Origin of the sequence: Streptomyces chiangmaiensis, assembly GCF_036281785.1 — a bacterium.
Lineage (GTDB): Bacteria > Actinomycetota > Actinomycetes > Streptomycetales > Streptomycetaceae > Streptomyces > Streptomyces chiangmaiensis.
On the sequence record NZ_JAYWVC010000098.1, the window covers coordinates 13,120 to 29,658 of the forward strand.

Annotated in this window: 13 protein-coding genes and 1 tRNA gene; 11 read left to right on the top strand and 3 right to left on the bottom strand. The window is 71.0% G+C overall.

The window, feature by feature from the left end; genetic code table 11:
• The first annotated feature begins 3 nt into the window (after positions 1-3).
• Positions 4-1,206: a nickel pincer cofactor biosynthesis protein LarC gene (gene larC / locus VXC91_RS25035; protein ID WP_329509584.1), complete on the top strand. Its 1,203-nt coding sequence runs from the start codon at positions 4-6 to the stop codon at positions 1,204-1,206.
• Between the two features lie 236 nt (positions 1,207-1,442).
• Here the strand turns inward: larC and larB are convergent, their stop codons facing one another.
• Together larB and larE are read right to left on the bottom strand one after the other, a co-directional pair.
• Positions 1,443-2,123, bottom strand: coding sequence for a nickel pincer cofactor biosynthesis protein LarB (gene larB / locus VXC91_RS25040; protein ID WP_329509585.1), 681 nt, complete (start codon positions 2,121-2,123; stop codon positions 1,443-1,445).
• A complete protein-coding gene (gene larE, locus VXC91_RS25045; protein ID WP_329509586.1) occupies positions 2,116-2,976 on the bottom strand; it encodes an ATP-dependent sacrificial sulfur transferase LarE in 861 nt (286 codons plus the stop codon). The genes larB and larE overlap by 8 nt, the downstream gene beginning before the upstream one ends.
• Before the next feature lie 158 nt (positions 2,977-3,134).
• On the opposite strand from larE, the gene VXC91_RS25050 reads away from it, so the two are divergent.
• The gene (locus VXC91_RS25050; RefSeq protein ID WP_329509587.1) at positions 3,135-4,247 is read left to right on the top strand and encodes a LacI family DNA-binding transcriptional regulator; all 1,113 of its coding nucleotides are present in this window, start codon (positions 3,135-3,137) and stop codon (positions 4,245-4,247) included.
• Here the strand turns inward: VXC91_RS25050 and VXC91_RS25055 are convergent.
• Complete coding sequence (locus VXC91_RS25055; protein WP_329509588.1) at positions 4,148-5,407, bottom strand: lactate racemase domain-containing protein; 1,260 nt, start codon at positions 5,405-5,407, stop codon at positions 4,148-4,150. The genes VXC91_RS25050 and VXC91_RS25055 overlap by 100 nt on opposite strands.
• Before the next feature lie 98 nt (positions 5,408-5,505).
• Here VXC91_RS25055 and uxaC point away from each other — a divergent pair, with 98 nt between their 5' ends.
• From uxaC to VXC91_RS25100, 9 genes are all read left to right on the top strand, one after another.
• A complete protein-coding gene (gene uxaC / locus VXC91_RS25060) occupies positions 5,506-6,912 on the top strand; it encodes a glucuronate isomerase (protein WP_329509589.1) in 1,407 nt (468 codons plus the stop codon).
• A complete protein-coding gene (locus VXC91_RS25065) occupies positions 6,909-8,279 on the top strand; it encodes a mannitol dehydrogenase family protein (protein ID WP_329509590.1) in 1,371 nt (456 codons plus the stop codon). The genes uxaC and VXC91_RS25065 overlap by 4 nt, the downstream gene beginning before the upstream one ends.
• A gap of 13 nt (positions 8,280-8,292) precedes the next feature.
• A complete protein-coding gene (locus VXC91_RS25070; RefSeq protein WP_329509591.1) occupies positions 8,293-9,963 on the top strand; it encodes a glycoside hydrolase family 13 protein in 1,671 nt (556 codons plus the stop codon).
• Between the two features lie 294 nt (positions 9,964-10,257).
• Positions 10,258-10,566, top strand: a complete 309-nt coding sequence (locus tag VXC91_RS25075) for a hypothetical protein (protein ID WP_329509592.1) — start codon at positions 10,258-10,260, stop codon at positions 10,564-10,566.
• Between the two features lie 210 nt (positions 10,567-10,776).
• Positions 10,777-10,852, top strand: a tRNA-Arg gene (locus VXC91_RS25080).
• A 64-nt stretch (positions 10,853-10,916) separates the two neighbouring features.
• Complete coding sequence (locus tag VXC91_RS25085; protein WP_329509593.1) at positions 10,917-12,053, top strand: leucine-rich repeat domain-containing protein; 1,137 nt, start codon at positions 10,917-10,919, stop codon at positions 12,051-12,053.
• Entirely contained in the window at positions 12,050-13,828 is a 1,779-nt protein-coding gene (locus VXC91_RS25090) for an ankyrin repeat domain-containing protein (protein ID WP_329509594.1), read from the top strand. Before VXC91_RS25085 ends, VXC91_RS25090 begins: the two co-directional genes overlap by 4 nt.
• Positions 13,825-15,006, top strand: a complete 1,182-nt coding sequence (locus VXC91_RS25095; protein WP_329509595.1) for an AAA family ATPase — start codon at positions 13,825-13,827, stop codon at positions 15,004-15,006. Before VXC91_RS25090 ends, VXC91_RS25095 begins: the two co-directional genes overlap by 4 nt.
• A 27-nt stretch (positions 15,007-15,033) precedes the next feature.
• On the top strand, positions 15,034-16,233 hold the full coding sequence (locus VXC91_RS25100; protein WP_329509596.1) for a vWA domain-containing protein: 1,200 nt from the start codon (positions 15,034-15,036) through the stop codon (positions 16,231-16,233).
• Positions 16,234-16,539: the final 306 nt, after the last annotated feature.

Here is a 16,539-nt window from a genome sequence, read left to right on the forward strand (position 1 = left end):
CCGATGGCCGCTGCCGCCCGCCTGGCCTGGGTGGACGCGACCTCCGGCGTCGCCGGTGACATGCTGCTGGGTGCACTGATCGATGCTGGTGCATCGCTCCCGGCGATACGGGCGGCGGTGGAGTCCGTGATCCCGGCGGCGGTGGCGCTGTCGGTCGACGAGGTGAGCCGGGCGGGCCTGCGCGCCGCCCGGCTCCGGGTCGAGCCGCTCATCGAGAGCCCCCCGCACCGGACCTGGCGGTCCATCCGCGCCCTGATCGAGGACGCGGAGCTGCCGGAGCCGGTGCGGGACCGGGCTCTCGCGGTGTTCGGGCGGCTGGCGCAGGCCGAGGGCCGGGTGCACGGTGTGTCCGCGGACGAGGTGCACTTCCATGAGGTGGGCGCCTGGGACTCGATCGCCGATGTGGTCGGGGTCTGCGCCGCGCTGCACTCCCTCGGGATCTCTCGGCTGAGTGCGAGCGCGGTGGCGCTCGGTTCGGGCCGGGTGCGGACGGCGCACGGGGAGATTCCGGTGCCGGTGCCCGCCGTGTTGGAGCTGTCGGCAGGCTGGCAGGTCGTCAGCGGGGGAGCCGGTGAGCTCGCCACTCCGACCGGGTTGGCGCTGGTGACCGCGCTGGCTTCGGAGTGCGGTGCTCTGCCGCCAATGAGCCTGGAATCCACGGGAGTTGGTGCCGGAACCCGGGACACGCCGGGGCGGCCCAACGTCGTACGCGTGGTGGTCGGTACGCCCGTTGCGGAGGGCGGCCGGGACGAGCTGGTGCTGGAAGCCAATGTGGACGACCTGGATCCGCGCCTCTGGCCAGGCGTCCTTGCCGCGCTGCTCGCCGAGGGGGCCTCGGACGCCTGGCTGGTCCCGATCCTGATGAAGAAGGGCCGTCCTGCGCACACTCTCTGTGTGCTCGCACCCGTCGAGCGGGCTGCCGCGCTGCGCGAGGCGATGTTCCGGGAGACCAGCACCATCGGCGTCCGCGAGACGGCCGTCCGTAAGACCGCTCTGGAGCGAACCTGGGTGCATGTCCCCCTACTTGGTGCAACCGTACCGGTCAAGGTGGCACATCGAGACGGCGAAATCCTCCAGGCGACACCGGAGTTCGATGATGTCGCCGCGCTGGCACGTAAGTTGGGCATGCCGGTGCGGACAGTGCTGGAAGCCGCCGTGGCAGCCGCAGTTGACCAACACCTTATCCCCGGCGCTGAACTGCCCTGACAGGTCGGACCGGTGATCGCAGCCGGCCGAGGTAGCCCATGACCAGCCGGGTGAGTTCGTCGATCACCTTTCGCGGCTGCTCGGTGTGGGATCAAAGACGTAGCCGACCGTCACCCCCTCGATGGTGCGCACGAGGATCCAGGCGACCGAGCCCGCCGGTCGCCCTGCGGGGGCGCCTTGGAAGAGTAGCGCGGTCGCGACGAGGTCCTGCCGCTGGCCCACCTGCGCCTCTGACCTCAGGCCGGCGCGGCGATCTGCGCGGCGAGGTGGCCGGCGCCGTAGCCGTTGTCGATGTTGACGACGGCGACGCCGGGGGAGCAGGAGTTCAGCATGGACAGCAGCGGCGCGAGGCCGCCGAACGCGGCGCCATAGCCGACAGAGGTCGGGACGGCAACAACGGGGGCGGTGACCAGGCCCGCGACCACGCTGGGAAGTGCGCCGTCCATGCCCGCCACCACCACGATCACCCGTGCGCTGGACAGCAGTTCGAGCTTGCCGAGGACCCGGTGGAGCCCCGCTACTCCGACATCGACCACCAGCTCGCTCTCGCGGCCGAGGTGACGTGCAGTCAGAAGTGCTTCCCGAGCGACCGCGAGATCCGAGGTGCCCGCGCACAGTACGACCACCCGACCACCCACAGCCGATGGCGGTTCCGGCGGCCAGGCAAGCATTCGCGCGTCCTGGTCGTAGGCCGCGTCCGGCAGTTCGGCCAGTACGGCCTTTGCGTGATCGGGCGTGGCCCGGGTGAAGAGCGTGCTACCGCCCCGCGTACGGATCTCCACCGCGATGGCGGCAACCTGGGCGGGTGTCTTGCCCTCGCAGTAGATGGCCTCCGGGTAGCCCCGGCGCGGTCCGCGATCGTGGTCAAGCTGGGCGAACTCGGCAAGCACAGCAGGTGGTTGCCAGTCGTCAGCCATGCGTCACCGCCACCACGGACAGTGCGAAGGCGCCGGAGCGGATGCCGGCCAGATCGATGGTGACCGTACGGAACCCGGCCGCCCGCACCGCGTCGAGCAGCGCAGACCGCACCGGCTCGGTCACCGCGCGACCCAACTCATCGACCGGAAGCTCGATCCGCGCCGTCTCGCCGTGGTGACGGACCCGACAGTCGGTGAAGCCGAGCCTGCGTACTGCCTGCTCGGCCTGCTCGATCTGCCTGAGCTTCTCCGGAGTGACCTCCTCGAAGTGCGGGATCCGCGAGGCCAGACAGGGCGCCGCGGGCTTGTCGGCGCATGGCAGTTGCAGCGCCCGGGCCAACCGTCGCACGGCGGCTTTGTCCAATCCGGCCTCGGCAAGCGGCCGGAGCACCCGGTGCTCGGTGGCGGCCCGCTGACCGGGCCGGTCGGGGCGGCGCAGGTCGTCTGCGTTCTCGCCGTAGGCGACGGCAGCCAGCCCATACTCGGCGACGACCTCGGCGGAGATCCGGGTGAAGAGCTCGTTCTTGCAGTGGAAGCAGCGGTCCGGACCGTTGGCCCGGTAGTTCGGCAACTCGCCCTCATGCGTGGTGACTTCGACGACTCGCGCGCCAATGAACTCGGCCACCCGGTGCGCCGCTGCCCGCTCGTCGGCGGCCAGGCTGGGGGAGACCCCGAGCACGGCGATCACGTTCTCCGCGCCCAAGGCCCTCACCGCGAGCGCCAGCAGCAGTGAGGAGTCGACGCCACCGGAGAATGCGACCCCGAGCGGAGCGGCTCCCCGGAGCAGTGCGCCCACCCGGCCGGTGGCCTCTGCGTCGGCCCCGGTGAGGAGTGCCGGCGGTGCGGTGGTCATGGCGGAACTCCTCAGGGCGGGCACGGCATCCAGCTGATTGCGCCACATTAAGCCGAGGTAACAACTGGGCGGCAAGCGGTTGCCATGTGTTGTCGCCCGCTGCTGCAATGGGTCAGCCGAGTTCGGGGGAGCTGCAAGAAACGCGAGGAAGATGCCAGATGGATGCGATCAACGAGGACCTGCCGGACGAGGGCTGGCGACGGTCGCCGACGATCTACGACGTGGCACGCGCCGCCGGAGTCGCGCCCTCGACCGTCTCGCGGGCCTTCTCCCGCCCGGGTCGGGTGAACGCCGAGACGGCAGAGCGCATCCGGCAGGTGGCCGCCGATCTCGGGTACCGGGTCAACCCGCTGGCCCGAGCGCTGCCCACCGGCCGTACCTCCATGATCGCGCTGGTGATCTCCGACATCGGCAACCCGTTCTACGTGGAGATCATCCGAGGCGCCCAGACCGCCGCGGCGGCGGCCGGCTACATCGTCGTCCTGGTGGACGCCCAGGAGTCCGACCGGCTCGAGCGCGAGGCCCTGGAGCGGGCGCTGCCGACCGTCGAGGGCGTCATCCTGGCCAGCTCCCGCACCTCCGACTCGGCGATCCGGATGGTCGCCAAGCAGCGGCCGGTGGTGGTGCTCAACCGTCATGTCGCCGATGTGCCGAGTGTGGTCACCGACACCGCGCACGGGATGCGGCTGGCCGCCGAGCATCTGGCGCAGCTCGGGCACCGCAGCGTGAGCTATCTGGCTGGTCCGGAGGCGTCCTGGACCGATGGAATGCGGTGGCGCTCACTGCGCGAGGCCACCGCCGAGCTCGGCCTCAAGGTCCATCGGATGGGCCGCTCCGCGCCCACGATCGCCGGGGGTGCCCAGGCGGCAGAGGGCTTCGAGGTGGGGAGTGCGACCGCTCTGGTCGCCTATAACGACCAGGTGGCGGTCGGGCTGATCCGCGGCCTCCAGGCGCGCGGGATCCGGGTGCCGCAGGACGTGAGTGTGCTCGGCTTCGACAACACCTTCACCGCCGAACTGGTGTCGCCCGGGCTGACCACCGTCGCGGCGCCGCTGCGCGCGCTCGGCGAGAACGCGGTACGCGGACTGCTCGCCATACTGGGCGGCGCGCGGGACCGCACCGGCCGGCCGCTGGTGCTTCCGACCCGGCTGGTGGTGCGGGCGTCGACCGCTCAGCGCAGTCGGAAGAGGACCTCGCCGGCCTCCGGGACGACGAACGTGTCCGGGTCGGCGCGGAACGCCTCGACGTCTACCTCGGAGGGATCCAGGTAGTTGAGGTTGGCGGCGCGCACCACGTCCTCCGGAATGCCGGTGGCGAGGGTGACGGTGACCCGGCAGCGCTCGCCGTGCTCCTCGTCCCAGGTCCCGGCTCCCCGCAGGTGGGTGGAGTGTGCTAGCACTCCCCAGTGCAGATGCTTGAACTTGTCCCACTGCTTGGTGAAGTAGTCACGGCAGTGGTAGCCGATCTGCTCGATCTCCGGGTGCATCTCGGAGATCCGGCGTACGTGCGGGGCGTAGAGCACGACCTCACCGCCGTCCGCGACCACCGGCTCCAGCTTGTAGAAGCCCTTGGCGGCCGTCCAGATGTCCTCGTACTTGGAGGGCATGATGGACAGCACCCGCCACACCGGCGCGTCGAGGTAGCGGACATGGGTCTCGGCCGACACCTCGGCCGCCGCCTCCCAGGCCTCCTCCGGAGTTCCGAAGGTGACGGCGTGCAGGGCACCTGTACCCGACTGGGCCACCACGCACAGCGCCAGCCGCTGAGTGGGAATCAGCGCCGCTGCCTCGTTGATCAGTGCACGCACGGGCGTGATGCCACGGGTGCCGATGATCTCGGCACTGGTGATCAGCGCGCCCAGCCAGTGCGACAGATCGATGATGTCCGCACCGGCGACGCCCGGGAAGAAGTACTTGTTGCCGCCGGAGAATCCGACCACCTCATGTGGGAAGACCGGGCCCACCACCAGCACGGCGTCGTGCTCCACCACCGCGCGGTTCAGCCGGACGTCCACCTCCTGGCGCAGCAGCCTGTCGGAGAGCTCGGCCACCCGGTCGGCCGAGATGGTCCCGAGCGAGGCGAAGGCCTCCGGCTCCCACCACTCGTGGTTGAGCACGCTCATGCCGGGATAGCGCTCCTCCAACTCCCCTTCCTGGTAGCCTAGATGGGCGGCCAACTCTTGCTCGCCCATGGGCGCGTGCGTTCCCAGGGCGATCAGTACGGTCAGCCGCGTCACACGGCCGGTCAGGGCGCCGTGGACCGCCGACAGCAGCAGCGGCAGCGGGCAGCTGCGGGTGCCGTCGGGAACGACCACGCATACGCTGCGCCCGTCGAGGTCGACGTCCGCGAGCCGCTTCGCGATGAACTCCGTTACCTGATCGTCGTCGAGTACGACTTCGGGTCCGCCGATATGCAGGTTTCGCTCACTCATGTGTGCACGATGACCCTGCTCGGTGCAGGTCGCAAGACTGGAGGGCAATTGATGGCAACCGATTGCCACGATGGGTGGGGCGCTCGCAGAATCCGGCTATGCCGTTTGAGCCGCACCCAGACCGACTCCTTCCCCCCGACCCGGGGGTCCGCGCTATCGCCCGCCGGCTGTACGAGGCCGTGCGCGATCTGCCGATCGTCTCGCCGCACGGCCACGTCGATCCCCGACTGCTGCTGGACAATGAGCCGTTCACCGATCCGGCGTCCCTGCTGATCACGCCGGACCACTACGTCACCCGGCTGCTGCACGCCAGCGGCGTACCGTTGGAGGATCTCGGCGTCGGTCGCGGCCCGCTGGCGGAGGCCGATGCACGTGCGGTCTGGCGGCAGCTGTGCGCCAACTGGGCGCTGTTCCGCGGCACTCCGGTCCGCTACTGGTTCGAGTCCGAACTGGCCGAGATCTTCGGCGTCACCGAACGCCCGAGCGCGGAGAACGCCGACGAGCTGTACGACCAGATCACGGACCGCCTGAGCCGGGACGAGTTCCGGCCGCGCGCCCTGTTCCGCCGCTTCAACATCGACGTACTCGCCACCACCGACGACCCCTGCGACGACTTCTCCGCACACCGCGCCCTCGCCGCCGACCCCGCCTGGACCGGCCGGGTCATCCCCACCTTTCGCCCCGACCGCTATCTCGAGGCCGGCCAGGAGGGTTGGGCCAAGGCCCTGGCCCTGCTCGCTGACACCACCGGCATCGACACCGCCGAACACCGCGGATACGTCGAGGCGCTGGAGGAGCGCCGCCGCTACTTCATCGCCCATGGCGCCGTCTCCACCGACCACAGCCACCTGGACGTGCGCACCGACCCGCTGTCCTCGGCCGAAGCCGCGCGCATCCACCGCGCCGCCCTGGCGGGGGAGGCGACGGAGGCCGAGACCACCGCGTACCGACGCCACATGATGCTGGAGATGGCCCGGATGTCCTGCGAGGACGGCTTGGTGATGACCCTCCACCCCGCGGTCCGCCGCAACCACCACACCCCTACCTTCACCCGCTTCGGCGCCGACACCGGCCACGACATCCCCGTCCGCGCCGAGTTCACCGACGCGCTGCGCCCGCTCCTCGAGCGCTACGGCACCCACCCCAACCTGCACCTCATCTTGTTCACGCTGGACGAGACGGCGTTCTCCCGGGAGATCGCCCCGCTCGCCGGCTTCTACCCGGCCGTCTACGCGGGCGCGCCGTGGTGGTTCCTCGACGCCCCCGACGCCATCCGCCGCTACCGCAAGGCCGTCACCGAGACCGTCGGCTTCTCCCGGACCTCCGGATTCATCGACGACACCCGGGCGTTCTGCTCGATCCCAGCGCGCCACGACATGTCCCGTCGCCTCGACAGCGGTGTACTGGCCGAGCTGGTCGCCGAACACCGCCTCGACGAGGACGAGGCGCTGGAGACCGCGATCGAGCTGGTCAACGTCAATCCCCGAAGGGCCTTCCGGCTGTGAGCACTTCCCTCTCGCGGGCGGCCGGCGACGGCCGCCCGCAAGCCCCGATCCGCCTGCTGCACCTGGGACTCGGCAACTTCTTCCGCGCGCACCAGGCCTGGTACACCGACCGCGCGCCGGACGCCAACCACTGGGGCATTGCAGCGTTCACGGGTCGACGCCCGGGGCTCGCTGACGCCCTGTGGGCTCAGGACGGCCTTTATACGCTGGTCACCCGGGGGGCCAGGGGCGACCGCAACAGCGTGGTCTCCAGCCTCGCCGCCGTCCACCCGGGCGGAGACCACGAGGCGTGGCTGAGCTACTGGCAGCGGCCCGAACTCGCCGTCGTCACCATGACCGTGACCGAGGCCGGGTACACCTCACTCCCCGGCGGCGGCCTCGACGTCTCCCGGCCGGACGTCCAGGCCGACATCGAGACGCTGCGCAAGTCGCCCACCGGCCCGGCGTCCACCGCTGCCGGTCGGCTGCTCGCCGGGCTGGCCGCACGTCAGGCGGCGGGCTGTCCGCCACTCGCGATCGTCCCCTGCGACAATCTGCCGGGCAACGGCGAGGTCATCCGCCAGGCCGTCCACGACCTGGCCGAACACACCGGGCTGACCGAACTCGTCGACCAGCAAGCCTCTTTCGTCACCTGCATGGTCGACCGGATTACCCCCGCCACCACCGACCAGGACCGCGAGGCCGTTGGCGAAGCCACCGGCCGTATCGACGCCGCACCGGTGGTGACCGAACCGTTCAGCGAGTGGGTACTCAGCGGCGACTTCCCCGCCGGCCGCCCCCGCTGGGAGGACGTTGGCGCCCGCTTCGTCGACGACATCATCCCGTACGAGCAGCGCAAGTTGTGGCTGCTCAACGGCGCGCACTCACTGCTTGCCTACGCGGGCAGCGCACTTGGCCACACCACCGTCGCCGAGGCCGTCGCCGACCCTTGCTGCCGCGAGTGGCTGGACCAGTGGTGGTCGGAGGCGTCTTCCCATCTTCCGCTGCCAACGCGCGACTTGGCAGATTATCGGGAGGCGCTGCTGGGGCGGTTCGCCAACCCGTGTATCCGCCATCTGCTGGCCCAGATCGCGGCCGACGGCTCGCAGAAGCTGCCGGTGCGCGTTCTGCCGGTGCTTCGTCTCGAACGTGCCCGCGGGGCCATGCCGCAGGGAGCGATCCGCATCCTGGCCGCCTGGATCGGCCATCTGCGCGGCGCCGGTGCGCCCGTCCAGGATGCCCGTGCGGCCGAGGTCGTACCGCTCGCTCAGGGACCGCTGCCCGAAGCCGTCCGCAGGCTACTCGGCTACCTTGATCCCCAACTGCCATTCGACAGCCCGTTGGTGGCCGCCCTGACTACTGCCGCGGAATCCGTGACCACACCATAGGGGACCGATAGCCGTGCTCAACCCCAGCAAGACGCTTGTCACCGATCCGCCCGCTGATGCCTACGACTGGTGGCGGTCAGCGGTCATCTACCAGGTCTACATCCGGAGCTTCGCCGATGGGGACGGCGACGGCATCGGCGACCTCGCCGGTCTGCGCGCCCGACTGCCGTATCTGGCCCAACTCGGCATCGACGCACTGTGGATCAACCCCTGGTACCCCTCGCCGATGGCGGACGCCGGCTACGACGTGTCGGACTACCGTGACATCGAGCCGGTCTTCGGCGCCATGGACGAGGCGCGGGCGCTGATAGACGAGGCCCACGCCCTCAATCTGCGGATCATCCTCGACATCGTCCCAAACCACACCTCCGCCGAACATCCCTGGTTCCAGGAAGCGTTGGCCGCCGAACCCGGCTCGCCCGCCCGGGAGCGTTTCCACTTCCGCGAAGGCAAGGGCGCAGGCGGCGAACTCCCGCCCAATGATTGGCACGCCGTCTTCGGCGGCCCCGCCTGGCATCGCGTGCCCGACGGCCAGTGGTACCTGCACTTGTTCGCTCCCGAGCAGCCTGACCTCAACTGGGAGAACCCGGAGGTCCGCGACGAGTTCGATGACATCCTCCGCTTCTGGTTCGACCTCGGCATCGACGGCTTCCGGATCGACGTCGCCCACGGCATGGTCAAGGATCCGGAGATGCCGGACCTCGGGCGCGGCGAGTTCGCATCCGAGGACCTCGACAGCCCGGTGCGGGAACGTCATCCGCACTGGGACGGCGACGGCCTGCACGAGATCTTCCGCCGCTGGCGCGCCATCGCGGACAGCTACCCGGAGCCGAAGATATTCGTCGCCGAGGCGGTGGTCCCCGTACACCGCCACTCGGACTACCTGCGGCCGGACGAGCTGCACACCGCTTTCAACTTCAACTTCCTCAAGGGCCCGCTGGAGCCGGGCCCGCTGCGGTCCGTCATCGACTCGACCTCGGCCGCGATGGCGACGGTTGACGCGCCGGCCACCTGGGTGCTCGGCAACCACGACCAGGCGCGTCCCGTCACCCGCTACGGCCGCGAGTACACGGGCGTCCGTGGCCCGAAGCTCGACCAGGGGCTGCCGACCGACCTCGAACTCGGCACTCGGCGCGCCCGTGCCGCCGCGCTGCTGATGCTGGCACTGCCCGGCGGTGCATACATCTACCAGGGCGAGGAACTCGGCCTGTGGGAGGTCGAGGACCTGCCCGAATCCGTGCTCCAGGATCCCACCTGGGAACGTTCCGGCCACACCGTCCGGGGCCGTGACGGCTGCCGCGTCCCGCTGCCCTGGTCCGGCGTCCACCCGCCGTTCGGCTTCAGCCCCGAGGAGGCCGACCCCTGGCTGCCGCAGCCCAAGGAGTGGGACCTGCTCACCGTCGACGCCCAGACCGGCGAACCCGAGTCGATGCTGGAGCTGTACCGTGAGGCCCTCCGCCTCCGCCGCGAGCTCCCCACCCTCGGCGACGGCCCGATGGCCTGGCTGGACACCCCGCCGGACGTCCTCGCCTTCACCCGCGGACCGGTCATCTGCGCGTTCAACCTCTCCACGGCGCTCTGGCAACTTCCCGCTGACACCACGGTGTTGCTGGCGAGCAACCCCCTCGACGGCCACAAGCTGCCCCCGAACACGGCAGTCTGGATCACGCAAAACCAGGGCTAAACCCTGGGGCTCGGGGCTCTGTCGAAGTGACAGAGCCCCTGTTGCCCTACCGAACGGGCAGCGGGTATGCGTGGGTCCCGTTCGGCGCGGCCGGCTCGACACGCTACGCGGCCAGTACCTGGGCCGACGGGTAGAACATCGGCTCCGGAAGGGCATCCACCGCGACCCTGCCCTTGTCGAAAACCTCATCCGCCCTGGTGGGAGCCGGTGTGCACGGTGCACGGGTTCGTGGTGGTGGCCGCTCGAGATGGCGCTATGGCACGGTTGGCGATGGGCGCGGCAACATGATCGATCGTGCTGTTGCGACTGGCCTGTCTGGGTCCGGAGTGCGGCCAGGCGTCGGACTGGGTGCATTCGCGTTATGTGTGGCATGTCGCGGACGAGGCGGTGGCGGGCCGCGCGGTCGCGATCGACTCATCGGTGCGCCGCTGGTACTTGCGAGAACCAGCCTGCGAGAAGGTCACCTTCGTCGAGCAGGTTCCGGGGCTGCCCCGGCGTTACCAGCGCCGCACTCCCGCCCTGCAGAAGGTGGTCGACGCGGTCGCCGTGGCACGGGCCGGATCGGCCGGAGCACGACTGCGAGCGTGCTGCACTACGTGCTGACCTGGGCGAGCGTGCTGAACTGCCTGATGCGCATCGCGCTGCCTGCCCGACCGGTCCCGCAGGTGCTGGGCATCGACGAGTTCGCCCTGTGCAAGGGTCACCGCTACGCCACAATCCTGACCGATGCCGAGACCGCGGCGAGGGTATCGACGTTCGGGGGCGGCCCCGTGATCGAACATGTCTGCGACAGCCGTTATGCTCACGAGTGGCAAGGCCGTAGCGCAGAGGTCGTCGCGCCCGAGCTGCGAGCTGGAGGACGTCGGTTCGAATCCGACCGGCCTTGCCACCCTTGCGATACCGCCGTCCGCCCCGTACCGGGGCGTCGGCCAGGACGGACCGGTGGAGTGGTGATGACGCAGCCGACACCCGTACGCTGCCCTGCTGTTGAGCATCCGGACATTCCGCTCGCCGATCCGGTGCGACTCGATCAGCTCCTCGTCCGGCTGGAGTCGCCGCTCCCCGTCGCCGCGGACGAGACGTTTCCGCTCGGCACTGTGCGCGCAGACGGGCGTATCGATCTGTGCAAGCAGGGACTTGGGGCGGCCGGCGTCACCAGGCTGCTACCCGTTGTCGCCGCTTCGCCGCACGCCGTTCACCTGCTTCTGGGCACGAACGCCATCGGGGACCGCGGCGCCCGTACCGTCGGCGGCGCACTCGTGCCCGGGCACGGGTTGCGCACGCTTTACCTCGGCTGCAACCGGATCGGTCCCGACGGCGTCACGGCCCTCGCTGAGGCGCTGGCCTCGGACGAAACGGTCCACGCCCTGTGGCTCAAGCGCAACCCGGCCGGTGACGACGGTGTCCGCGCCTTGGCCGCGATGCTCCGCACCAACTCCACGCTGCGCACCCTCGACCTGGTCAACACCGGGGTCGGCCCCGACGGACTGCGCGCCCTCCTGGAGGCCCTGACGGGACGCTCCCGTCCCCTGGAGCGGTTGTTCCTCGGGGGCAACGGGCTCACCGCCGAGGCTGCGCCGCTGCTCGCCGCACTCGTCCGCGACGCCGGGGTCCGCGAGCTGTACCTGCCCGCCAACCACCTCGGCGACGAGGGCGCCGCCGTCCTTGCCGCGGTCGCCGGCGACCCCGGTCGCCCGGTCCGCCTCGGCCTGGGCGGAAACGGCATCGGGCCCGTCGGCACGCAGGCACTCGCGGGGGCTCTCGGCGGCATGGAGGTGCTCGACCTGGGCCGTCCGCCGTCCGAGCGGAGCCTTGGCGCACCCGCCAACACGACCGGTGACGCAGGCGTTCACGCCCTGGCCGCGGGCCTGCCCGGCAGCCCGCTGCGTCGGCTGGAACTGCGGCACACCGGCCTGACCGGACGAGGCGCCAAGACCTTGCTGTCCGCGGTGGAGGAGCGGTCCTGCCTGGAATACGTGGGGCTGGGGCCGGGTCTGCCGCGCAAGGTGAAGCGGTCCTTCGCTCGCCGCCTGCGGCCTACGTCCGCCGCACACCCCGATCTGCGCGCGATTGGGAGCGTCTACCGGTGACCCCGCGCCCGGTCCCCTCGGCCTTCCCCCGGGACGAGCAGTCGTCCTGGCGGCGCATCCGGCGCTATGCCGTGCCCCGGTGGATGATCGAGCACTCGGAGCAGCATCGCCGCGCCGGTGACTGGGCCGGAGCCTGTGCCGTCTGCCTGGTGGACGTCACCTTCACCCTGGAGGACATCTCCCGTGCGCACGGCGGTCAGGTCGCCGCCCGGCTCGAGGAGGACCTGCGGCACCTGGTGCCCGACCTGGTCCGCTGGCATCTGCCCCGGGCGCTGGGCGGGCGGACGACGCTGGCCACGGCGCGGACCGTGGTCCTGGCCGGTTACGGCGCCGCCGACGCGCAGTTGCACCTGACCACCCCCGCGATGACCAAGGGGCCTCAGCGGGTGTCGCTCCGATTCGGGAAGCCCGGCCTCGGGACCGGGTCGTACCGTTCGAGCTCCGGGATCGAGGACTGGACCGTGGCCCGCCACCTGTGGGACGCCCGGTACGCACACGAGCTCCGGGAGCGCTGCGGCGGCGGTCCGGACCGCGCACCCTTCTTCCTCCCCGACGGCACCCTGCGCGACCCGGCCGAGCTGCCGGTCGAGGACCCCGGTCCCGACGACATCGCCGCCCGCACCGAATGGATCACGTTGCTCCGCGAACGGGGCGGCGTCGAGGCCGGGTTTGCCGCTGCAGGCATCGGACTGGACCTGACCCCCGTCAAAATCAGCAAGTGGCACGAGCGGGAAGCGCTTCCCATCATGGAGCGGCTGGCGCTCGACCTGGCCGGCCTCGACCGTGAACTCCGGCACATCACGGCCCGCACCGGTGAGGAACGATGGCTGGTGGCCGGCGACTGGAGCAGCGTCGTACTCTTTGAACGCATGTGTCCGGGAGGTGACTTGGCAGCCCGGGTGGTAGGCCGCGCGGGCACCGAGGGAACGCGCGCCCTGGCCCAGGGCGTCTGGCGGCGGCTGCCCGATCTCGACCTGCTGCGCGTCGGGGGAGTGGAGCCCTGTCACCTGCACCCCCTGGTCGCCGCATCTCTGTTCCCCCGACTCCCCGTCGGCGAAGGCCCAGTCCGTCCGCCCGGGCCCGACGCCCCACAGTCCGTCCGCGTACGCTGCCAGGACGCCGCCTGGCATCAACTGACCATGCATGAAGGGCGGCTGGACATGCCGCACACCGAGGAGGAGCAGCGTCGGGAGCAGGCGATGCGAGCCTTCGGCGGCGCGGTCACCGGCTGTTTCGCGGTCCAGCAGGCGTGGCGGTCGGGCGAGGGACGGCTGCCCAAGGCGCTGCGGGTCCAGCGGCAGGAACTGTTCCTGTGCGTGGAGCACGGCGACACCCCGAGCGTCCTGACCCTGCTGGACGCGGGCATGGATCCGCTCGTCCGCGACGCGAGGGGGCGCACGCTGCTGCATGTGCTGCACCTGCTGGACCACGAGGCGTTGCTGCCCCGGCTCCTGAAGGCCGGCCTCGACCTGGAGGCGAAGGACAGGCAGGGCCGCACGCCCCTGTACTCGGTCGTCCAGGACGGCGGTTCGCGGGCGCTGGTGGAAGCACTGCTTACGGCCGGCGCTCGGATCGACGTCGTCGCCCCGACCGACGCCTACAGCGAGATGGATCTGTCACTCGCCCAGACGATCCGGCGGTACAAGCGGACCGACCTGGACTTCCTCGCCCAGCGGGTCCGCGCCGAGCACCCGGGGATCGGCAACGAGTGGTGGGACGAGTATCGCGACAAGTACGCGGACGAGGACGAGGGCCCGGAGGACGAGAACCAGTGACAACCAGCCCCCTGGACGCGGCGGACGACCTCAACGCCCGCCTCCGCGCCCGCCGTGGCGAACCGTCGGCCAGCCCTCAGCTGGAGGCGCTGTCCCTGGCGGTGACGGCCAATCAGCCAGTGTTGCTGTGGGGTGAGCCCGGCATCGGCAAGTCGGCAGGTATCGAGCAGCTCGCCGCCGGGCTCGGCTGCCCGCTGGAGACCGTCATCGCCAGCGTCCATGAGCCGTCCGACTTTGCCGGTCTGCCGATCGTGGGCGACGACCCGGCCACCACCGGTGTGCCGATGGCCCCGCCGGACTGGGCGATACGGCTCGGTCGTACCGGACGTGGCCTGCTCTTCTTCGACGAACTGTCCTCCGCCCCGCCGGCCGTGCAGGCCGCCCTGCTGCGCGTGGTTCTCGAACGCCGCGTCGGCAGCCTGGTCCTGCCCGAGCCGGTCAGGATCGTCGCCGCGGCCAACCCGCCGTCCAGCGCCGCCGACGGCTGGCACCTCAGCCCGCCACTCGCCAACCGCTTCGTCCACCTCCACTGGACGCACGACCCCCGCACCGTCGCCCGCGGGATGACGGGCACCTGGCCACAGTTCACGGTGCCGGTCGTCGACCACGTCAAGGTGCCGGGCGCCGTCGCCCGGGCGCGTGGGGCCGTCTCCGGCTTCCTTACCGCTCGGCCCGGCCTGGTCCACCACCTGCCGGGCGACGCGGAGTCCCGCGGCCGCGCCTGGCCGTCGCCGCGCACCTGGGAGATGGCGCTGAAGCTGCTCGCCACCGGGTACGCGACCGGCGCCGGCCACGAGGCGGTGGCCGCCGCCCTCACCGGAGCGGTCGGGGACGGGGCCGGTATGGAGTTTCTGTCGTACCTCGAGAACCTCGACCTGCCGGATCCCGACCGGGTCCTGGCCAACCCCGACGCCTTTGCCCTGCCGGAACGGGGGGATCGTCAGCTCGCCTTCCTCATCGCGGTGGTCGCCGCGGTCCAGAGCCACCTCACCCGCGAGCGCTGGGAGGCCGGCTGGGCCGTCCTGGCCAAGGCCGTCGACCGAGGGGTGCCCGACGTCGCCGCCCGCGCGGCGGTCGACCTGGCCGCGCTGCGGGACACCGACTGGCGTGTGCCGGACGGCATCGACGCGTTTGTCGACCTGCTGCAGCTGTCCGGCGCGCTGCCCGGCGGCAACTGACCAGGCCCGGCCACCAGGACACGGCACATGACGCAGCGTCACAAGGGCCCGGACCGACTCGACATGACCAAGCTGCTCGCCGCCCGCTACCGGGCGGCGACCGACCGGCCGTACCTCGCCTCCGCGTTGTACGCCCTTACCGTCGTGCCGAGTTCGCAGGTCCCGACCATGGGAGTGGACCGCCACTGGCGCTGTTACGTCTCGCCCGGGTTCGTCGAGACCACGCCGGTCGCCGAACTGGCCGCGGTGTGGATCCACGAGGTGGCCCATCTGCTGCGTGACCACCACGGCCGTGCCGGCCGACTGCCCGCGGGCGACCAGCGGGACGCTCGCCGGCTCAATGTCGCACAGGACTGTGAGATCAACGACGACCTGATCGCGGACGGCCTTCCGCTGCCCGTCGGCCGGATGGAACCACGCCTCTTCGGCCTGTCCACGGGCGGCATGTTCGAGGCATACCTCACTCAAATACCGCACAGCCACGACGTGTTGCTCGACTGCGGCTCGGGCGCCCATGGCTCACCGGCACCGTGGGAACTCGACGGGAGCGACGGCCCCGCGCGGCTCGGCCCCGTCGAGGCGGAGGCGTTGCGCCGGACCACCGCCGAGGCGATGCGGGCCCACCAGCGAGCCCGGGGCGCCCTCCCGGGTGGCTGGCAGCGCTGGGCCGAGGAGGTTCTGGAGCCCACCGTGGACTGGAGGCAGGTCCTCGCCGGAGCCGTCCGCGAGGCGGCGGCCTGGGCAGGCGGGGCCGTCGACTACACCTACCGTCGTCCGTCGCGCCGTACCCCGGCACTGCGCGGCGTCGTCCTTCCCAGCCTGCGCCGGCCGCTTCCCCGGGTGGCCGTGGTCGTCGACACCTCCGGTTCGATGGGGAAGGAGGAACTCGACGCCGCCCTCGGAGAGATCACCGGCGTGCTCAGTGAGGTCGGGGTGCGCGGCAACCGCGTCACCGTGCTGGCCTGCGACGCCGACGTGCAGGCGGTGTCCCGGGTGACCTCGGTGGACGAGGTCACGCTGGCCGGCGGGGGCGGCACCGACATGCGGGTGGGCATCGACGCGGCACTGGCACGGCCCGACCGTCCTGGCATCGTGGTCGTTCTCACCGACGGGCTGACCCCGTGGCCCGCGGAACCCGCATCCTGCCGGCTGATCGCCGCACTGATCGGTGAAGGGGCTCACCCGCCACCGTCCTGGGTGGAGACGGTACGGGTCGGCGGCAGCTGAGCGCGGGGAAGACGCTGCGCCCGCATCGCCCCGTCACCACCCCGCACGCGTGGTAGCCGGTGCAGCAGGGCAGCCAGGAACGGCCGATGGCCGGCTGTGAACCGTGCCTTTTTCTTGCAGAGTTGACGCTCCAGAACCGACAGTTGGTGGCGCATTGCGAGGATGTCCGTGTCCTTGGCACGATCGCTCATCGGCAGCAGGCCCAGCATGGCGAACGCGTTCGTCACGCCCAAACAAGCCAGTCACAGGAACACGATCGATCATCATCCCGCGCCGATCAACAGCCGGGCGAGGGCGCCGACCCGA

Coding starts and splice junctions, on each gene's coding strand:
- larC (WP_329509584.1), top strand. CDS start 4: ATGGCCGCTGCCGCCCGCCTGGCCTGGGTGGACGCGACCTCCGGCGTC.
- larB (WP_329509585.1), bottom strand. CDS start 2,123: ATGGCTGACGACTGGCAACCACCTGCTGTGCTTGCCGAGTTCGCCCAG.
- larE (WP_329509586.1), bottom strand. CDS start 2,976: ATGACCACCGCACCGCCGGCACTCCTCACCGGGGCCGACGCAGAGGCC.
- VXC91_RS25050 (WP_329509587.1), top strand. CDS start 3,135: ATGGATGCGATCAACGAGGACCTGCCGGACGAGGGCTGGCGACGGTCG.
- VXC91_RS25055 (WP_329509588.1), bottom strand. CDS start 5,407: ATGAGTGAGCGAAACCTGCATATCGGCGGACCCGAAGTCGTACTCGAC.
- uxaC (WP_329509589.1), top strand. CDS start 5,506: ATGCCGTTTGAGCCGCACCCAGACCGACTCCTTCCCCCCGACCCGGGG.
- VXC91_RS25085 (WP_329509593.1), top strand. CDS start 10,917: ATGACGCAGCCGACACCCGTACGCTGCCCTGCTGTTGAGCATCCGGAC.
- VXC91_RS25100 (WP_329509596.1), top strand. CDS start 15,034: ATGACGCAGCGTCACAAGGGCCCGGACCGACTCGACATGACCAAGCTG.